The sequence below is a fragment of the Chromohalobacter beijerinckii genome, from assembly GCF_023061185.1.
Classification (GTDB): domain Bacteria; phylum Pseudomonadota; class Gammaproteobacteria; order Pseudomonadales; family Halomonadaceae; genus Chromohalobacter; species Chromohalobacter beijerinckii.
This window is the reverse complement of record NZ_JAKGAK010000017.1, coordinates 1-19,069: the sequence shown is the minus strand read 5'-3', so window position 1 is coordinate 19,069 and position 19,069 is coordinate 1. Positions and strand designations below refer to the sequence as shown.

Sequence of the window (19,069 nt, the reverse complement as noted above, 5' to 3'; positions counted from 1 at the left end):
ATGGCCGCGGATTACTCGGACGGCATTCATGAAGACGACAACCTCTGGTTGACCTTCAATCTGATGCACAGCGAGGACAACCGCCTGCCGTTTCGTAACGCTCAGGATACCTACGTCGAGATGGAATTCGGCGGACGCTCGGGCATCGTCGACCTCTACGGCTATGTCGACATGTTCGATGCCCTCGACGATAGCAGCGACGATCAGAATGGCGGCGACAACATGTTCATCAAGCTCGCGCCGCGCTTTTCGCTGGATGCCATGAGCGGTCGCGACCTCTCGGTGGGCCCGGTCAAGGAATGGTATATCGCCACCGTGACCAACATCGGTGACAACGGCCCCGGCGGCGGCCTTTGGGAACACTACGTCGGCCTGGGGTCGGACGTGGAGGTACCATGGTTCGGTGAGATCGGCCTCAACCTTACCGCGCGCTACGTGCGCGAGAACTACGGCGGTCCGGATGAGAGTTCGTGGGACGGTTTCATGGCCTCCACCGACTGGTTCAAGCCATTCTACACCTTTGGCAACGGCAACTTTCTCGCCTACCAGGGGTACCTCGACTACAAGTTCGGCGCGGACACCGTGGCCGACCAGGCGGGACGCAGCAGCAACAGCCTAGAGTGGTTCAACGGCCTGTACTACCACGCGGATCGCTTCGCCATCGGCTATGGCCTGAAGATCTACAACAACATGGCCTTTTACCGCGACGACACCGATGCCTCCGGGGTCCGCCAGGATACCTCAGGCCCCGGTCATTACTTCAGCATCAACTACAAGTTCTGAGCTGCTTGCGTGTCCGCCACTCCGGCGGACACGCTCCAGCCACCGACGCCATCCGTCGAGGCACGCATGCAACGCGCAAGCCGTGGCGCAACGTCCTGATTACCAGCCGGCGGGCGCGCCGAGGTCACGGTTGTTGTCGGACAATGTCTCCAACCAGCTCTTATCGTCTTCCGCTGACGCGGAGGACGGCGTGGCGGCCTGCTCGTCGTCATTGATGGCGCGCTGGCTGTCAGCCATGGCGACGCTCATGCCAGAATAACGGAAGGCATCGTTATCGAAGGTCCGTGACGCTGAGGCATTCGCCGATTGCGAGCTCACTTGAAGCGACTCGTGATTGACAGCGGCGGCTTGTTGGGAAGCGGTGCTGGCTTGGGCGGCTAGCGGCAGGGCAGCGGCCAGTAGTGCGATAGCAGTGATTGAACGTGCCATGGGAATGTCTCCTTGTCGTGAGTGAACACGACACATTCTATTAGCCCGCTAAACATTATCATACTATAGTTTTGTTATCGCGATTATAGCCTTTTCCTATCGCTTGGATAGAAAATACCATGGCTCAAGCCAGTAACTTGAGCCCCACTACGGCCGCGACGATCATGCCGACAAAGGCCAACCGCAGCGGGCGCCGGGACTCTCCCCATACCAACATGCCCATCAGTGTGCTGCCGAGCGTTCCGATGCCAGTGAAGACGGCGTAGGCCACGCCCATGTCGATGGAGCGCATAGCAATCGACAGCAGGCTGAGCGAGCAGCCGAAGCCGCCCGCCAGCAGCAGCAAACCGCTTCCAAGACGACCGCGATTGATTCGATCAAAACCGGCTACGCCAACGATTTCGAAGCAACCCGAGGCCAGCAGCGCGAGCCAGTGAAGCGTGGTGATGTCCATCAGTCGCGCACCTGCTGCAGGCCGATCACGCCAATCAGCAACAGTGCGATGAAGGCCAGCACCGGCCAGTGAAAGGCAACGCCGAAGAACGCCCAGTCGGCAATCGCGGTGCCCGCCGCACCGAGACCGACGAAAATCGTGTAGACCGTACTGGTCGGCATGTAGCGTACCGCACGGGAAGCGAGCCACAGGCTGGCCACTACCAGCGCGATCGTCAGCAGCCATTCCGCCAAGGTCTCGGCATGTTTCAGCCCGGTTGCCCACCCGACTTCGACCAACCCGGCCAGCGGCAGTAGGATCCATTGTGCTCGAATCATGGCGGATTTCCCCCGTCTCGATTGGCTAACTAACGGTCGTTAGTATAAAGTTTGCGTCATGACTTGGCAATCACGCCCTCGAGCCGCGATCATACGTCCTTCACGCAGGCTCAGGGACTTTTCGTGCATACCCGCGACAAACTCAAACAAACCGCCCTCGCCCTGTTCGCCCAGCACGGCTACGAAGGCACCAGCCTGGCGCAAATCGCCGCCGAAACGGGCATCAAGAAGCCGTCCATCTACAACCATTTTCCCAACAAGGCGGCGCTCTTCCTGGCGATCTTCGAAGAGGTCGAAAGCGGCATCGTCGCGCTCATCGACGACAGCCTGACACGTTCTCACGACTTGCCCACGCGTGAACGCCTAGAGCGACTCATCCGCTCATGTGCCACCTTCATCCGTCGCGAGCACCAGGGCGTTTTCTACAAGCGCTACTTGCTCTTTCCGCCCACGGATGTGGCGATACAAGTTGCCGCTATTTCGAATGACAACGAGCGACGCATCAACGCCCACCTGCACGTACTATTCGAGGATGGCCGCCAGGCTGGCGAGCTACGCGCGCTGCCCGAGGCGCAGTTCATCGCCGCCTTCTACTGCCTGATGGACGGGTTGTTCGCCGAGAACTTCTACTACGATGCCGATACCTTCGAACGACGCCTGGAGGGGGCCTGGGCCGTCTTCTGGGCGGGATTGGAAGCCTGAGCGTTTTTGTCAGAAGGAGGAAGGCCAGGCCCGCGCCGCCATACGCCGAATGAAGGCAGTCGTGGCCTCGGGCCGCATGATGGGCAGCATATGCCCCGCTTCAGGTTCCACATGCACGAGCATATCGGGGCGCTGACGCTGCAACGTTTCGATATGCAACGCGGGCTCGAGAATACGGTCATGCTTTCCGAACATGACGCCTAGCGGCACTCCTAGCGCCGCATAGCGAAGCACCTGCCGGGGCAATTCGTGCTCGAGCATGGCCAGATCGGTGGAGGCCGCATGGAAGGCCTGGGGACGCAATGCCAGGACCCCACCGCCACGCATGGCGTAATCCGCAGGGACCGCTTCCGGTGCGAACACCTGCGCCAATGCTTGCCGCGAGGTCACGCGCGTCAGGGGAATGGCGAGCGTCTCGGCCATCCATCGCCGCCAGCGTGGCGAGCGAATCGCCAACAGACGCATCGCCGGTGGCACATCCGATACCTGCGCCACCAGGGGCGCGAGCAATGCCAGCCCCGCGACTTCCTCGGGATACTCCAGCGCTAGCGTCAGGGCCACCGCACCGCCCATCGAATGGCCCACCACGAGTGGCCGTTCGATACCCAAGGCCTGCCACGCCTCATGCAACGCCTGGGCCTGACAGGCCAAATGGGCGCGCCGATCGTCAGTGGGAGCGGAATACCCCGACCCCGGCCGGTCGATGGCAATGACGCGAAAATCATTGCCCAGTGCCTCGGTCAAGGCATAGGTGAAATGCTGCAGCTGGCCACCCAAGCCATGGATCATGACCAGCGGCGGCCCCTGACCGACATCGACGTAATGCAAGCGCCCGCCGGAGGTGTCGATGAAGCCGCCGCAAGGCGGTAATCGGGCTTCGGCCTCACGGGCCAGGTCACGCGTCATGCGTCGCAGCCCCCAGAGACACGCCGTGACAAAAAGCACGCCGAGGAACATGCACCAGGCCACGCTCACGATCAGCATCAGGGCCACCCGACGACGCGGTTCATGACCTTACCTCCGGCTTCTGAAAGGCCTGGTAGCAGTGCTGATTGCGCTCCAGCGCGACCAGGCTATGCTGATCGAGCCCAGGAATCGCGCGCGGGTACAAGTCCTCGAGCGCCGTCACGGCATCCGGAGGCACGGCGTTGTAGGGAGGGATATCGTTCCAGCCCAGCAGGAGCCGTCCGCCGGGTCGCAGGCAGGCCACCGTCGAGGCAAAGGCAGTGTCGATATCGCCGGGGGCATCCAATCCCCAGCCCAGCACACCGTTGCAAACCACGGCATCCAGGCTTTCGGGCGGTAAATGCGCTGCCAACGCGATCATGTCAGCGACGATATGGCGCTCAGCGCCGAAGGGCGATTTGGCTGGATCGACGTCCAAGGTGGTCACGCGGCTTACAGGGAAGAGATCGGGATAATCGCGCGTATACCAGGCGCAGCCGACGAGCAGTACATGACCGACGCCGACTTCCCTGGCCAGCGCCGGGAGGATCACCTTCTCCAACAACTGGCGATCACCATAGCGATAGCCCACGCGCCATCCCAGGGAGTCGAATACGCCCAGCACGCGTGCCATGGCGCGGTACACTTGCAATCTCGCGGGCATCCACGTCTCCCGGTGTTGCGCCGTGCAGGCGATGACACCTTTCAGAGTTGCCGACGCTCGGGGCACCTGTCAACGCACCGCCAGGCTGATGCGCTGGTCAGGCGTTCGCTTCGCGAGACTTCTTGATCAAATCGTAGGCGTTGGAGATTTCCTGGGTACGGGTCTCGGCCATTTCGCGCATGCTCTCGGGCAGGCCCTTGCCGGCGAGCTTGTCCGGGTGGTTCTGGCTCATCAGGCGGCGATAGGCCCGCTTGAGTTCGGCATCGCTGGCATCGGATTCCACACCGAGCACTCGGTAGGCATCGGTCAGCGCCTGCTGCGATGTCGCGCCACCGCCCGCCTGCTGCTGACCGCCACGCAACATGGCCTCGATCTGTTCGATCTCAGCTTCGCTACATCCCAGTCCGCGCGCCACGCGCAGCAGCATGTCATGCTCGGCGGGATGCAACTCGCCATCGGCGGCAATGGCCGAGAGTTGGACTTGCAGGAACACCTGCAAAAGCGCGCGCTGCCCGCCGGTCACGCGCCGCACCGTGGCCAATTCGGCATCGAGGTCGAAGTCATCGGCCTTGCCGCGTTCGAAGGCCGCCTTCGCACGCTCGCGCTGCTCTTCGTTCAAGCGTAAACGCTCAAAAAGTGCCTCGACGACACGCAGCTCGTCGCCGCTGACATGGCCGTCCGCCTTGCAGACGCACCCCATGACCGCGAACGTCGAGTCGAGGAACTGGCCCTGCATTTGCGATAGCTTGGAGATGACCACACGGCGTACCAGACGCCGCGCGACCCAATACCCCAATAAGGCACCGATAATCAGTCCCGGCAATTTACCGAACATGAAGCCGAGCCCGGCCCCAATCAAAATGGCGATCAGCATGAAGTTTCCGTCTTGTCGCTAAATGTTAGTCATCGTGGAGTGGCGTACCCCAGCGCCGGCGTACCGCGGTCTCGATACCCTCGGCGTCGAGACCGCACGCCGTCAGCAATTCGGCTGGCTTGCCATGCTCGACGAAGGCATCCGGCAGACCAAGATTCAATACCTCGACCTGGACACCCTCGGCAGCCAAGAGTTCATTGACGCCGCTCCCCGCGCCGCCGGCGACGACATTCTCCTCGAGTGTCACCAGCAGCCGATGTCGGCGCGCCGCCGCGAGTATCGCGTCACGATCCAGCGGTTTCACGCTGCGCATATTGAGGTGCGTGGCGTCGAGATTTTCGGCCACCTCGGCGGCGGGCCCGTTCATGCTGCCAAACGCCAGTAGCGCCACACCGTCCTGTGCGCCGGTACGCCGCGTCTCGGCCTCACCGATGGGCAGTGCCTCGAGGCCGGGCGCGAGCGTCGTCCCCGGCCCGGTGCCGCGCGGATAGCGCACCGCCGCCGGGCCTTCGTGATGATAGGCAGCGCTCAGCATGGCGCGGCATTCGGCTTCATCGGCGGGTGCCAGCACCACCATCCCTGGAATGCAGCGCAAATAAGCGAGGTCCAGCGCCCCGTGGTGCGTGGGGCCATCTTCGCCGACCACGCCCGCGCGGTCGATCGCGAAGGTGACGTCGAGTGCCTGCACCGCCACGTCGTGGATCAACTGGTCATAGCCGCGCTGCAGAAAGGTCGAATAGATCGCCACCACGGGCTTCATGCCTTCACACGCCATGCCCGCCGCCAGCGTCACCGCGTGCTGCTCGGCGATCGCCACGTCGTAGTAACGCTCGGGATACTCGCGCGAGAAGCGGATCAGATCGGAGCCCTCGCGCATCGCCGGCGTGATACCGATCAAGCGCGTATCCGCCGCCGCCATGTCGCAGAGCCACTCACCGAAGACGTTGCAATATTTGCGCGGGGTCGGGCGCATGGCATCTTCGCTGCGGGGCTTGGACTGAGGCTTGGCTTCAGGCTCAGCCATGGCCGCGTTGGGCGAGCGCGGCTCCACCTTGGGCGGCGGCTCACTGGCGGTCTTCTCGAGCTTGGTAATCGCATGATAGCCGATGGGATCGGCCTCGGCGGGGCGAAAGCCGCGCCCCTTGCAGGTCTTGATATGCAGGAACTGCGGCCCCTCGAGGTTCGTCATACTGCCGAGCGTCTGCACCAGAGTCGGCAAGTCGTGGCCGTCGATGGGGCCGATATAATTGAAGCCCATCTCCTCGAACAAGGTCGCCGGGCTGACCATGCCCTTGACGTGCTCTTCGGTGCGGCGCGCCAATTCCAGCGCACCCGGTAGATGCGAAAGCACGCGCTTGCTGTTCTCGCGCATCACCGTATACGGCTTGCTGACCAGGATGCGTGCCAGATAACTGGCCATACCGCCGACGTTCTCGGAAATCGACATCTCATTGTCGTTGAGAATCACCAGCATGTTGGCATCGACATGCCCGGCATGCGCCAGCGCTTCGAACGACATGCCGGCACTCAAGGCACCGTCACCGATCACCGCACAGACGCGGCGCTTCTCGCCCTTGGTCCGCGCCGCCAGCGCCATGCCCAGCGCTGCGGAGATCGAGGTGCTCGAGTGGCCGACACCGAAGGTGTCGTAGGGCGACTCATCGCGCTTGGGGAACGCCGCCAGCCCGCCGAACTGGCGGATGGTCGACATCTGCTCACGGCGCCCGGTGAGGATCTTGTGCGGATAGGCTTGATGGCCGACATCCCAGACCAGGCGGTCATACGGAGTGTCGAGAATATGGTGCAAGGCGACGGTCAACTCGACCACGCCCAGCCCCGCGCCGAAGTGGCCGCCGGTACAGCCGACACTATAGAGCAGGTAAGCACGCAGCTCGTCGGCCAGTTCGCGCAACTGCGCCGCATTGAAATCGTGTAACGCCGCAGGAGACTCGAGGGTATCGAGCAATGGCGTGGCCGGACGTTCGGCAGGAATCTCGTCGAACAGCTTCATAAGCGTTGTCTACAACCGATCAGTGATCGCGGTCGATCATATGGCGGGCCAGGTCGGCCAAAGGAAAAGCTCGCTCGCCCAAGGGCGCCAAGGCGTCCAGCGCCTCGTCGAGCAGGCCGTGCGCCTTGGCACGGGCGCCTTCCAGGCCGAGCAAAGCCGGATAAGTGGGTTTGGCACGCGCCGCGTCGGCGCCGGTGGCCTTGCCCAGAGTCGCGGCGTCGCCAGCGACATCGAGGATGTCATCCTGAATCTGGAACGCCAAGCCGATGGCGGCAGCGTAGGCATCCAGCGCCGCCACGCGAGGGTCGTCTTCATCGACGGCCGCCAGGGCGCCGAGCCGCACGGCAGCACGAATCAGCGCACCGGTCTTGTAACGATGCATGGTCGCCAGGGCATCGACATCCAACTGGCCACCCACTGCGCACAAATCCAGCGCCTGGCCGGCGGCCATACCGTCACGTCCCGAGGCGTGGGCGAGCACACCCACCATTGCCCCCAGACGCGGTGGGCGCGCCTCGGCGAGCACCTCGAAAGCCAGCGTTTGCAGCGCGTCGCCGGTCAGGATAGCCATCGCCTCGTTATAGACACGATGCACCGTAGGACGCCCACGCCGCATGTCATCGTCGTCCATGGCGGGCAAGTCATCGTGGATCAGCGAGTAAGCGTGGATCAGCTCGATGGCGGCCGCGGGGGCATCCAGTGCGGTGTCCGCAGCGCCCAGTACGCGGCCGGCGGCATACACCAGCACTGGCCGCAGGCGCTTGCCGCCGCCCAGTACGCCATAGCGCATGGCGGCATCGAGCTCGCCAGCGACAGGCGTCGCGCGCTCGAAAACTTGCGCCAACACTTGCTCGGTACGCGTCCGCGCCGTGGTGATGATGTCACGCTCGGCCAAGGGTTCAACGCTCACCATCGACCTCCCCAGCATCGAAGGGCGTCTCGTGGAAGCTACCATCGGGCTGCTCCAGAAGCGCCTTGACGCGCAACTCGGCGTTTTCTAGGCGTTGCTGGGCATCGCGGGTCAAATGCACACCGCGCTCGAACGCCACTAATGACGCTTCCAGAGACAGCTCGCCCGACTCCAGTTGAGCCACCAGCGATTCCAGACGCGTCAGCGTGGCCGCGAAGTCCTCCGGAGCAGCGTCCTGAACATCCGTTTCGTCGGGCTGGGCGCCATCGCCAACCGATGCATCCTTTTCCACCATGGCGTTTCTCGCTCATCCGTGCGGACCGATGCTACGGCCCGGCTTGCCAAGAGTTGGGCACACAGTATACACCCAAGCCCCGGGGACGCGTCTGCCCCGGCGTGGCCGCCAGCATTACCGATGCAAAGGCGTTCATGCGCAAGGTGCAGCGAATTCATCCTCAAACTGGGTGCCTGTGCTACGATATGGCCCCTGTCGCTGGGCAGTCTCCTCCCCCTTTTCATGCCTCGGGGGCCTCGGATCGCCCGCTTGGACAGGCCACCACCATACCGATTAGATAAACGTCGCATCAGTCGACGAAAGGGTTGAACCGACAATGGCCAAGACGTCTCTGGACAAGAGCAAGATCAAGATCCTGCTGCTCGAGGGCATTCACCAGTCCGCCGTGGACAACCTGCTGAATGCCGGTTACACCAACATCGAAACGCTCTCCACTTCCTTGTCCGAGGACGAGCTGGTCGAGAAGATCCGCGACGTTCATTTCATCGGCCTGCGCTCGCGCACGCAGCTCACCGAGCGCGTGTTCGCCGCCGCCGAGCGGCTCACCGCCGTGGGTTGCTTCTGCATCGGCACCAACCAGGTCGATCTCAATGCCGCTCTCGAACGCGGCATCCCGGTCTTCAACGCGCCGTATTCCAATACCCGCTCGGTGGCCGAGCTCGTCCTCGCCGAAGCCATCATGCTGCTGCGCGGCATCCCCGAGAAATCCACCCGCGCTCACCAAGGTGGCTGGCTGAAATCGGCCAAGAACGCCCATGAAGCACGTGGCAAGACACTGGGGATCATCGGCTACGGCAGCATCGGCGCCCAGCTCTCGGTGCTCGCCGAATCGCTCGGCTTCGACGTCCTGTATTACGACGTCATCACCAAGCTTGCCATGGGCAATGCGCGTCAGGTGGGCTCGCTCGAGGAACTGCTGGCACGCGCCGACGTCGTCAGCCTGCACGTCCCCGACGTGCCGTCCACGCGCTGGATGATCGGTCGCGACCAGTTGGCGCTGATGAAGCAGACGGCCATCTTCATCAACGCTTCACGCGGCACCGTCGTGGATATCGAAGCCCTGGCGGAAGTGCTCGAGAGCGGCAAGCTGCTCGGCGCGGCCATCGACGTCTTCCCCGTCGAGCCCAAGGGTACCAACGAAGAGTTCGTCTCTCCGCTGCGCGGCAAGGACAACGTCATCCTGACTCCGCACATCGGCGGCTCGACCCTGGAAGCCCAGGAAAACATCGGCATCGAGGTCTCCGAGAAGCTGATCACCTATTCCGACAACGGCACCACCATCACCTCGGTCAACTTCCCCGAGGTCGCGCTGCCTGCCCATCCGGACAAGCACCGCTTGCTGCACATCCACGAGAACGTGCCGGGCGTGATGTCCGAGATCAACAAGGTACTCGGCGACGAAGGCATCAACATCTCGGCGCAGTACCTGCAGACCAACAGCGGCGTCGGCTACGTGGTCATCGATGTCGACAAGGCCTACGGCCCCAAGGCGCTGGAAGCGCTCAAGCGCGTCAACCACACCTTGCGTCTGCGCGTGCTCTACTCCGAGAGCAACTTCGAAGCTTGACGGCACACTGACCATCCAGCGCAACATGGCCCCTCAGGCGAGGGGCTTTTGTAATTATAAGCTAGCATAGGGTTCAATATGCTTTCCCATGGATCGGGGCACAGCGCTTGACAATCACACTTCCGCTACTTGCATAACCTAAAAGCCGCTACCGAATACTAAAGGGACCTTCTTATTATGGGCCGTGCACAGCCACTTTATTTAAAAATACAGCAACATTTACTAGACAATATCCAAAATGGCACTTGGAAAGCTCATCATCAGATCCCTCCCGAAGAGCAGCTAGCCAAAGATTTTAACGTGAGCCGAATGACTGCCAATAAAGCGATTCGCGATCTAGTACAGCAAGGCTACCTCTCCCGGCAACCAGGACTAGGAACTTTCGTCACCGACCTTAAATCAGAGTCATCCCTCGTTGAGGTTCACAACATCGCTGAAGAGGTTCGCGAACGCGGCCACTCGTATAGCTGCAACGTACTATCGAGCGGGGTCATGGAAGCTGACGACGAAGTGGCACTACGCTTGGGCGTACGACTAGGTACACAAGTCTTTCATACGCTAATAGTACACCGGGAAAACGACACTCCCATTCAGTTGGAAGATCGTTTCGTCAACCCTCGCTGGGTACCCGATTACCTCAACACTGATTTCACTCTACATACCCCTAACGAGATACTCGTAACTGCCTGTCCCATCAACGATGTCGAGCATGTCGTAGAAGCTGTCCTAGTAGATGAGCAAACTGCTCTCCATCTAGAAATCGATACTGCGCGACCCTGTTTGTGCATGACACGTCGCACATGGTCCGGCGATCACTTAATCAGTTACGCCCGGCTAATACATCCAGGTGAACGTTATAAGCTGCGCTCTTCAGTACATCGAAATCCTTCATGATACAGTGACACAACTGGAGAACACGTCATGCCCTCACCCGTTAACAGCCAATGCCATCACGGCATAACCTGCCGGAATAGCCAAGAGCAAGCTTAAAGCCACTCTCAAAAACCAGATCACTACAATACGTCCAATGCTAATCGGAATAGTGGTGGATAGAATGCAAGGAATCGAAGCCGAAAAAAACAGCACCTCCGACACCGATACGACGCCTGTAGTGAAACGGGCAACAAAACCAGTATCGCCCATCAGCAGGGCTGGCAAGAACATTTCAGCAAAGCCGGCAGAGGCCGCCTGGGCCAGTTGCATCGCTTCATCCAGCCCCCACAAGGCCGTCACCGGATAGAACACCATCCCCAGCCAATCGAATAACGGCGTGTACTTGGCCAACAGCAAACCAATCAACCCCACCGACATGATCGACGGCAGGATACTGATCGTCATCAGCAGCCCTTCCTTAAAGTTGAGCGCCACACTATGCGTCAGGCTCGGCGCCTTGGCGGCCACATCGAGCCCCGTATGCCAAGCAGTGGCCAAACGACGCCCGCGAGCTACCTTAGGCTCATCACTCGACTTTTCATTGTCCATGTTCGCTAACGGCGGCAAGCGCACGGTAATCGCGGTCACCACGAAGGTGATCAGCAGCGCCAGCCAAAAGTACAGATTCCACACTGTCATGAGATCCAGCGTCTTGGCGACGATGATCATGAAAGTCGCCGATACCGTTGAAAAACCGGTCGCGATGATCGCTGCCTCGCGCGCCGAATACTCTCCCGATTGGTAGACACGGTTGGTGATCAACAATCCAATCGAGTAACTACCGACGAATGACGCCACGGCGTCGATCGCCGACTTGCCCGGCGTACGCCAGACAGGGCGCATAACCGGCTGCAGCAGGATGCCGATCAGTTCGAGCAGACCATAGCCGATCAGTAGCGACAGGAAAATGGCGCCGATCGGCACGATCAGGCCCACCGGGATCACCAGCTTGCCGAACAGGAACGGCAACATGTCCGGGGTATGCAACAGCGCTGGCCCCCAGCCAGTAAGCGCCATGACCGCCGCCACGACACCCAGCAACTTGAGCACGGTGAAGATCCGCTCGGTAACACTACGTCGCCAGCGTCCGGTCGCCAGTGGATAGACTGCCCCGGCGACGATCAACGCCAACGCATACCAACTATCCAGTCCACCCAACAGGTACCGCGCCCCACTCACCATGTGATCGAGGGGGATGGTGGTTCGCCCCGCCAGCGTCACCGGTACAAAGAAGATCAGGATCCCCAGCAGGCTGGGAATGAACAGGTACAGCACCGTCTTCAGAGAATGCCGCCGCCCCGATGTCCCGTTCGTATCTAGTGTCTTGTCTCGATATGGCATGAGAGCCTCGCGGTGTTGCTTATGGATCGATATTTGTATATACAATATTCAAACTTTTCTCGCATTTCTTCTGCGAACCCAGCTATTTCGACCAATGTCTAACATCGATTCGACCGCTATAATAGCGCTTCAGGCAGTGATGAATCGGACTCGTCGGCTGACACGCTTGACGTCGGCGCCCCGCTTCGCTATTTGTATATACAATTAATCGAAACGTTCTTTCAGGAGTCTTCCATGCCGCAGACACCACGAAAGCTATGGCGAGACATGACGGTCTTCGACGGGGTGCAGGAATGGCCCGAGCCCATGGCGGTGATCACCCGAGGCGATCGCATCGACACGCTATGCCCGATGCGCGAACTCGATGCGTCTCTCATCCAGAATGCTCATGACGCTGGCCGGGGCGGGGTCATGACGCCAGGGCTCGTGGATTGCCATACCCACCTGGTCTTTGGCGGCAACCGCGCCGACGAATTCGAGCGGCGTCTGGAAGGCGCCAGCTACGCCGAGATCGCCAAGGCCGGCGGCGGCATCCTCAGTACCGTGCGTGCCACCCGTGAAGCCAGTGAGGATGAGCTCCTTGAGCGCGCCCTGCCCCGTCTGCAGGCACTGATCGACGATGGCGCAACCACGGTGGAGATCAAGTCCGGTTATGGCCTGAACGTCGCCGACGAACTCAAGATGCTGCGCGTCGCCCGGCGCCTCGGCGAGCGGCTTCCGGTGCGGGTCGTGACCACCCTGCTCGGCGCTCACGCCCTGCCACCGGAATACCAGGACGCCAGCGACGCCTATATCGATCTGATCTGTGACGAGATGATCCCCGCTGCAGTAGCCGAGGGACTCACCGACGCCGTCGACGTGTTCTGCGAGAAAATCGCCTTCTCCGTCGAGCAGTGCGAGCGCGTCTTCCTGGCCGCCGAAAAGCATGGCCTGCCGATCAAGGCCCACGCCGAGCAACTCTCCAACCTGGGCGGCACGGCGATGGCCGCCCGCCATGGCGCGCTGTCGGCGGATCATATCGAGTTTCTGGATCAGGCCGGGGTCGATGCCATGCGCGAGGCTGGTAGCGTGGCGGTGATTCTACCCGGCGCCTTTCATACGCTGCGCGAGACCCAACTGCCACCCATCGAGGCGCTGCGTGAAGCCGGCGTACCCATGGCCGTGGCGACCGACGCCAACCCCGGCAGCTCGCCGCTGTTCCAACCGACGCTGATGCTCAATCTGGCCTGCACGCTGTTCCGCCTGACGCCGCGTGAAGCGCTGGCGGGCATGACCGCGCACGCCGCTCAAGCCCTGGGGGCCAAGGAGTTCGGACGGCTCGAGGTGGGCGCTCTCGCCGACCTGTGCGTGTGGGATATCCAGCGTCCTGCCGAGCTGGCCTACGCCGTGCAACCCGGACGATTGCGTCAGCGGATGTTCCAGGGAGTGATGACCCATGAGCGCTGATAGCGATACTCACGACACGCCTCCTATCGACATGACGGCCTGGCAGGGTCGCGTCGACCCGGAGCCGGACAGCCCGCGCTGGCATCAGTGCGTGCAACCCTGGACAGCGCACGCGACGCCCGGCGCCACCCTGCTGGGCTTCGCCTCGGATGCCGGCGTCAAGCGCAACCAGGGCCGCCCGGGCGCCGCCGACGGACCACTGGCGATCCGCCGGGCGCTGGCCAATCTGGCCTGGCATCGTCAGGGACCGGCTTATGATGCAGGTACCGTCGTTTGTGAGGGCGATGCCCTGGAAGACGCCCAGCAACGTCTCGGCGAGCGTGTCGCCGAGACGTTGGATGCCGGCCACTTCCCGGTGGTGCTCGGCGGTGGCCATGAGATCGCCTTCGGCAGTTGGCAGGGCCTCGCCCGTCACCTGGAAGCACAGGGTAGCAAGGCACCCAGGGTCGGCATCATCAATCTCGATGCGCATTTCGATCTGCGCGACCCTGTCCATGTGCGCTCGTCCGGCACACCCTTCGCCCAGATCGTTGATCAGTGCGAGATGCATGACTGGCCGTTCCGCTATGCCTGTCTGGGCGTCAGCCGCGCAAGCAACACCCGAGCCCTGTTCCAGCGCGCCGAGGATCTCGGCGTACTGGTGCGCGAGGATCGCGAATTCACCGCGGCGACGTTCGACGCCATCGTGCGCGACGTCGAGCGTTTCGTCGCTCGCTGCGAGCACGTCTATCTGACCATCGATCTCGACGTACTGCCCGCTGCCGAGGCGCCGGGCGTCAGCGCGCCGGCCGCGCGCGGCGTGTCATTGGCGCTGCTCGAGCCGCTGATCGAGATCATCCGCGACAGCGGCAAGCTGCGGCTCGCCGATATCGCCGAACTCAACCCCGAGCACGATATCGACAGCCGCACCGCCAAGGTCGCGGCGCGACTCGTCCATCAATTGACCCTGACCGGCTGAACCGGCTCCGGCCACCAGCCCCAGTGTTTGTCTAAAAGCGCAAAGAGAGACCACAAGCATGTCCAACACCGACAAGCGTCACGACCCCAGCCGCCAGATCGCCGCCCCGACCGGCACCGAGCTCTCCTGCAAGAGCTGGCTGACCGAAGCACCGCTGCGCATGCTGATGAACAACCTGCACCCGGACGTCGCCGAACGCCCGGAGGACCTGGTCGTCTACGGCGGCATCGGTCGCGCCGCCCGCGACTGGGCGTGCTACGACAAGATCGTCGAGACGCTCCAGCGCCTGGAAGATCATCAAACGCTGTTGATCCAGTCCGGCAAGCCGGTGGGCGTGTTCGAGACCCACAAGGACGCGCCGCGGGTACTGATCGCCAACTCCAACCTGGTACCGGCCTGGGCCAACTGGGAGCACTTCAACGAGCTGGATCGCAAGGGCCTGATGATGTACGGCCAGATGACCGCCGGCTCGTGGATCTACATCGCCTCCCAGGGCATCGTTCAGGGGACCTACGAGACCTTCGTCGAGGCCGGGCGCCAGCACTATGACGGCAAGCTCGCCGGCCGCTGGATCCTCACCGCCGGCCTGGGTGGCATGGGCGGCGCCCAGCCGCTGGCCGCCAGCATGGCCGGCGCCTGCTCGCTGAACATCGAGTGCCAGCAGTCACGCATCGATTTTCGCCTGCGCACGCGCTATCTCGACGAACAGGCCGACGATCTCGACGACGCCCTGGCACGACTCGAGAAGTACACCCAGGCGGGCCAGGCGATCTCCATCGGCCTGTGCGCCAACGCCGCCGATGTGCTGCCCGAGCTGGTCAAGCGCGGCGTGCGCCCGGACATGGTCACCGACCAGACCAGTGCCCACGATCCGCTGCATGGCTACCTGCCCGCCGGCTGGAGCTGGGACGACTATGTCGCCAGAGGCAAAAGCGAGGCCGAGGCGGTGGTCAAGGCCGCCAAGCAGTCCATGGCCGTGCACGTCCAGGCCATGCTCGACTTCCAGGCGATGGGCATTCCGACCTTCGACTACGGCAACAACATTCGCCAGATGGCCCAGGACGAAGGCGTGACGAAGGCCTTCGATTTCCCCGGCTTCGTGCCGGCCTACATTCGCCCGCTGTTCTGTCAGGGTATCGGCCCGTTCCGCTGGGCGGCGCTGTCCGGCGACCCGGAGGATATCTACAAGACCGACGCCAAGGTCAAGGAGCTGATCCCCGACGATCCGCACCTGCACAACTGGCTCGACATGGCGCGTGAACGCATCAGCTTCCAGGGGCTGCCGGCACGCATCTGCTGGATCGGCCTCAAGGATCGTGCGCGCCTCGGCCAGGCCTTCAACGAGATGGTCAAGAACGGCGAACTCAAGGCGCCGGTGGTCATCGGTCGCGACCACCTCGACTCCGGCTCGGTGGCCAGCCCCAACCGCGAGACCGAGGCCATGCTGGACGGCAGTGACGCGGTCTCCGACTGGCCGCTGCTCAACGCCCTGCTGAATACCGCCGGCGGCGCCACCTGGGTCTCGCTGCATCACGGCGGTGGCGTAGGCATGGGCTACTCCCAGCACGCCGGGGTGGTGATCGTCGCCGACGGCACGGACGACGCCCACGCACGCCTGGGCCGGGTGCTGCGCAACGACCCCGCCACCGGGGTGATGCGCCATGCCGATGCCGGCTACGACATCGCGATAGACAGTGCGCGGGAGAACGGTCTCGACCTGCCGATGATTAACACGCAGGAGGGCAAGTAATGAGCCATCTCGAAATTTCCCCCGGCAAGATGACCCTGGCGCAAATGCGCCGGGTGTTCGAAGCGCCGCTGCAGGTCAGCCTGCCGGATAGCGCCAACGCGGCCATCCAACGCAGTGTGGATTGCGTCAACCAGGTACTGGCGGAAGATCGTACCGTGTATGGCATTAATACCGGTTTCGGCCTGCTGGCCCAGACACGCATCGGGAAGGACCAGCTCGAGGACTTGCAACGCTCCCTGGTGCTGTCGCATGCCACCGGCGTCGGCGAGCCCATGGACGATGCTCTGGTACGCTTGATCATGGTGCTCAAGGTCAATGCCCTGGCACGCGGTTTCTCGGGTATTCGCCGCCAGGTACTGGACGCCCTGATCGCGTTGATCAATACCGAGGTCTACCCACGCATTCCGCTCAAGGGCTCGGTGGGGGCCTCCGGCGATCTGGCCCCATTGGCACACATGAGTGCCCTGCTGCTGGGCGAAGGCCAGGCCCGCTATCGGGGCGAGTGGTTGCCTGCACGCCAGGCGCTGACCATCGCCGGGCTGGAGCCATTGGCCCTGGCACCCAAGGAGGGCCTGGCACTGCTCAACGGCACTCAGGTTTCCACCGCCTACACGCTCAAGGGGCTGTTCGACGCCGAGGATCTGTACGCGGCAGCGACGGTCTGTGGCGCTCTGACCGTGGAAGCGACGCTCAGCTCGCGCGCGCCCTTCGATACGCGGATTCACGAGGCGCGCGGCCAGCAGGGTCAAATCGATGCCGCTGGCGCTTACCGCCACCTGCTGGGTGAGCGCAGTGCGGTCAGTGACTCGCATATCGATTGCGGCAAGGTGCAGGACCCCTACTCGCTACGCTGCCAGCCTCAGGTCATGGGTGCCTGCCTGCGCCAGATGCGCCAGGTCGCCGACGTCCTGGAAGTCGAAGCCAACGCGGTCTCCGACAACCCCCTGGTGTTCGCCGCAGAAGGCGATATCCTCTCCGGCGGCAACTTCCACGCCGAACCGGTGGCCATGGCCGCCGATAACCTGGCGCTGGCCATCGCCGAGATCGGCTCGCTCACCGAGCGGCGCATCTCGCTGATGATGGACAAGAACATGTCCCAGCTGCCGCCCTTTTTGGTAGAGAAAGGCGGCGTCAACTCCGGCTTCATGATCGCCCAGGTCACCGCCGCGGCGCTGGCCAGCGAGAACAAGGCCCTGGCCCACCCGCACAGCGTCGATAGCCTGCCGACCTCCGCCAACCAGGAAGACCACGTATCCATGGCGCCGGCCGCCGGCAAACGCCTGTGGGAGATGGCTGCCAACGTGCGCGGTACCGTGGCCATCGAGTGGCTGGCCGCCTGCCAGGGGCTCGATTTCCGTGACGGCCTCACCACCACCGCCCCCCTGGAAAAGGCCCGCGCTGCATTGCGTGAGCGCGTGGCTTACTACGACAAGGACCGTTTCTTCGCGCCGGACATAGAGGCGGCCACCGAGCTGCTGCTCGCACGTACGCTCAGCACGCTGGTACCGGATAGCCTGCTGCCCAGCTACTGAAAGATCGCCCGCGATACTCACGTATCGCGGGCCTGAGTCATCTAAAACCATTAATGCAATGAAGGAACACCGACATGCCAAAACAATCACAAGACATTCCTTTTTTGGCCGCCATGCTGCCTTTCATCGTGATGATCGTCACGATGATGACGACCATCATGGTCTTCGAAGGCAGTCCGCATATTCCCCTCCTGATCGGCGCCGTGACGGCGGGCATCGTCGCCTGGTTTCACGGCTATTCGTGGGAGGCGCTCGAAGGCTATATCTACGATGGCATCAAGAAGGTGCTGCCCGCCGTCGTTATCCTGATACTGGTGGGGCTGTTGATCAGTTCCTGGGTCGCTGGCGGTGTCGTCGGCGCGATGATCTATTACGGCCTGGAGTTCTTGTCGCCCGACTATTTCCTGCCCGCCCTGCTGCTGATCTGCGCCTTCAGTACGCTGATGATGGGTAGCTCCTGGTCGACTATCGGCACCCTGGGCGTTGCGGGCATGGCGGCCGGCACCAGCATGGGACTGCCGCCAGCGGCCATCGCCGGGGCGATCGTTTCCGGCGCCTTCTTCGGCGACAAGATGTCACCGCTGTCCGACACCACCATTCTTGCCTCGGGCATCGCGGGCGCGAATATCTTCGCGCACATCCGCCACATGCTCTACACCACCATCCCCGGGCTTGTCATCGCCCTGGTCGTGTTCATGTTCATGGCCCATTCCACCGACGCCGGCGAACTATCCCAATCGATAGGCAGCGTCGTGAATAGCCTCCAGGCGAATTACGCCATCTCGCCTTGGCTGTTCATCATTCCCTTGTTGATTCCGGTATTGGCGACCCGCAAGGTACCGGCCATCCCGACACTGATCATCGGCATCGTGCTGGGCAGTCTGTCTTATCTGTGGATTCAGGGCGGTGATATGAAAACGCTGTTTTCCGTTCTACAGGGCGGCTATGTATCGGCTACCGGTAACGAAACCGTCGACAACCTGCTTAGCCAGGGTGGCCTGGACTCGATGATGTATACCGTATCACTGGCGATGATCGCGATGATGTTTGGCGGCATCATGGAAAGCACCGGCATGCTGAACGCGCTGGTCGGCAAGATCGTGAGGCTGGCAAGAAGCGGCCGGTCATTGTGCGCCGTCACCGTCGGCTCGTCGTTTC

General features: G+C 62.4%; 19 protein-coding genes. 9 read left to right on the top strand and 10 right to left on the bottom strand.

Annotation, left to right across the window (positions count from 1 at the left end):
• Complete coding sequence (locus tag L1075_RS12395) at positions 1-783, top strand: outer membrane protein OmpK (RefSeq protein WP_245798074.1); 783 nt, start codon at positions 1-3, stop codon at positions 781-783.
• A gap of 99 nt (positions 784-882) precedes the next feature.
• Here L1075_RS12395 and L1075_RS12390 read toward each other — a convergent pair whose 3' ends face one another.
• From L1075_RS12390 to L1075_RS12380, 3 genes are all read right to left on the bottom strand, one after another.
• Entirely contained in the window at positions 883-1,212 is a 330-nt protein-coding gene (locus L1075_RS12390) for a hypothetical protein (protein ID WP_040240569.1), read from the bottom strand.
• Between the two features lie 124 nt (positions 1,213-1,336).
• Positions 1,337-1,666, bottom strand: a complete 330-nt coding sequence (locus L1075_RS12385; RefSeq protein ID WP_040240567.1) for a DMT family transporter — start codon at positions 1,664-1,666, stop codon at positions 1,337-1,339.
• Complete coding sequence (locus tag L1075_RS12380; protein WP_040240565.1) at positions 1,666-1,983, bottom strand: DMT family transporter; 318 nt, start codon at positions 1,981-1,983, stop codon at positions 1,666-1,668. The genes L1075_RS12385 and L1075_RS12380 overlap by 1 nt, the downstream gene beginning before the upstream one ends.
• Positions 1,984-2,046: 63 nt before the next feature.
• Between L1075_RS12380 and L1075_RS12375 the strand changes: the two genes are divergently transcribed.
• Entirely contained in the window at positions 2,047-2,685 is a 639-nt protein-coding gene (locus L1075_RS12375) for a TetR/AcrR family transcriptional regulator (protein WP_179861066.1), read from the top strand.
• Between the two features lie 9 nt (positions 2,686-2,694).
• Here the strand turns inward: L1075_RS12375 and L1075_RS12370 are convergent, their stop codons facing one another.
• The 6 genes from L1075_RS12370 to L1075_RS12345 all read right to left on the bottom strand — a co-directional run bounded on the left by L1075_RS12370 (position 2,695) and on the right by L1075_RS12345 (position 8,384).
• Positions 2,695-3,669 carry an alpha/beta fold hydrolase gene (locus tag L1075_RS12370; RefSeq protein WP_281504174.1) on the bottom strand — a complete coding sequence of 325 codons (975 nt, stop codon included), beginning with the start codon at positions 3,667-3,669 and terminating at the stop codon, positions 2,695-2,697.
• A 22-nt stretch (positions 3,670-3,691) separates the two neighbouring features.
• Positions 3,692-4,294, bottom strand: coding sequence for a class I SAM-dependent methyltransferase (locus L1075_RS12365; RefSeq protein ID WP_040240562.1), 603 nt, complete (start codon positions 4,292-4,294; stop codon positions 3,692-3,694).
• 97 nt (positions 4,295-4,391) lie between these two features.
• Positions 4,392-5,168 carry a co-chaperone DjlA gene (gene djlA / locus L1075_RS12360; RefSeq protein WP_075369106.1) on the bottom strand — a complete coding sequence of 259 codons (777 nt, stop codon included), beginning with the start codon at positions 5,166-5,168 and terminating at the stop codon, positions 4,392-4,394.
• A 25-nt stretch (positions 5,169-5,193) separates the two neighbouring features.
• The gene (locus L1075_RS12355) at positions 5,194-7,179 is read right to left on the bottom strand and encodes a 1-deoxy-D-xylulose-5-phosphate synthase (protein WP_246942108.1); all 1,986 of its coding nucleotides are present in this window, start codon (positions 7,177-7,179) and stop codon (positions 5,194-5,196) included.
• A gap of 19 nt (positions 7,180-7,198) precedes the next feature.
• Complete coding sequence (gene ispA / locus L1075_RS12350) at positions 7,199-8,092, bottom strand: (2E,6E)-farnesyl diphosphate synthase (RefSeq protein WP_246942107.1); 894 nt, start codon at positions 8,090-8,092, stop codon at positions 7,199-7,201.
• Positions 8,079-8,384, bottom strand: coding sequence for an exodeoxyribonuclease VII small subunit (locus tag L1075_RS12345; protein WP_178998413.1), 306 nt, complete (start codon positions 8,382-8,384; stop codon positions 8,079-8,081). Before L1075_RS12345 ends, ispA begins: the two co-directional genes overlap by 14 nt.
• Positions 8,385-8,700: 316 nt before the next feature.
• Here L1075_RS12345 and serA point away from each other — a divergent pair, with 316 nt between their 5' ends.
• Both serA and hutC read left to right on the top strand, forming a co-directional pair.
• Positions 8,701-9,951 (top strand): phosphoglycerate dehydrogenase, encoded by a 1,251-nt coding sequence (gene serA, locus L1075_RS12340; RefSeq protein WP_040240550.1) that lies wholly within the window; start codon positions 8,701-8,703, stop codon positions 9,949-9,951.
• A gap of 177 nt (positions 9,952-10,128) precedes the next feature.
• Positions 10,129-10,845, top strand: a complete 717-nt coding sequence (gene hutC / locus L1075_RS12335; protein ID WP_246942105.1) for a histidine utilization transcriptional repressor HutC — start codon at positions 10,129-10,131, stop codon at positions 10,843-10,845.
• Between the two features lie 33 nt (positions 10,846-10,878).
• Here the strand turns inward: hutC and L1075_RS12330 are convergent, their stop codons facing one another.
• Positions 10,879-12,225 (bottom strand): YjiH family protein, encoded by a 1,347-nt coding sequence (locus L1075_RS12330; RefSeq protein ID WP_246942103.1) that lies wholly within the window; start codon positions 12,223-12,225, stop codon positions 10,879-10,881.
• A gap of 234 nt (positions 12,226-12,459) precedes the next feature.
• Between L1075_RS12330 and hutI the strand changes: the two genes are divergently transcribed.
• From hutI to L1075_RS12305, 5 genes are all read left to right on the top strand, one after another.
• The gene (gene hutI / locus L1075_RS12325; protein WP_246942101.1) at positions 12,460-13,671 is read left to right on the top strand and encodes an imidazolonepropionase; all 1,212 of its coding nucleotides are present in this window, start codon (positions 12,460-12,462) and stop codon (positions 13,669-13,671) included.
• Complete coding sequence (gene hutG / locus L1075_RS12320; RefSeq protein ID WP_246942100.1) at positions 13,661-14,629, top strand: formimidoylglutamase; 969 nt, start codon at positions 13,661-13,663, stop codon at positions 14,627-14,629. The genes hutI and hutG overlap by 11 nt, the downstream gene beginning before the upstream one ends.
• Before the next feature lie 58 nt (positions 14,630-14,687).
• A complete protein-coding gene (hutU, locus tag L1075_RS12315; RefSeq protein WP_246942098.1) occupies positions 14,688-16,379 on the top strand; it encodes a urocanate hydratase in 1,692 nt (563 codons plus the stop codon).
• A complete protein-coding gene (gene hutH / locus L1075_RS12310) occupies positions 16,379-17,911 on the top strand; it encodes a histidine ammonia-lyase (protein WP_246942096.1) in 1,533 nt (510 codons plus the stop codon). The genes hutU and hutH overlap by 1 nt, the downstream gene beginning before the upstream one ends.
• A gap of 74 nt (positions 17,912-17,985) precedes the next feature.
• On the top strand, positions 17,986-19,069 hold a 1,084-nt coding region (locus L1075_RS12305), incomplete at its 3' end, for a Na+/H+ antiporter NhaC family protein (protein ID WP_246942094.1).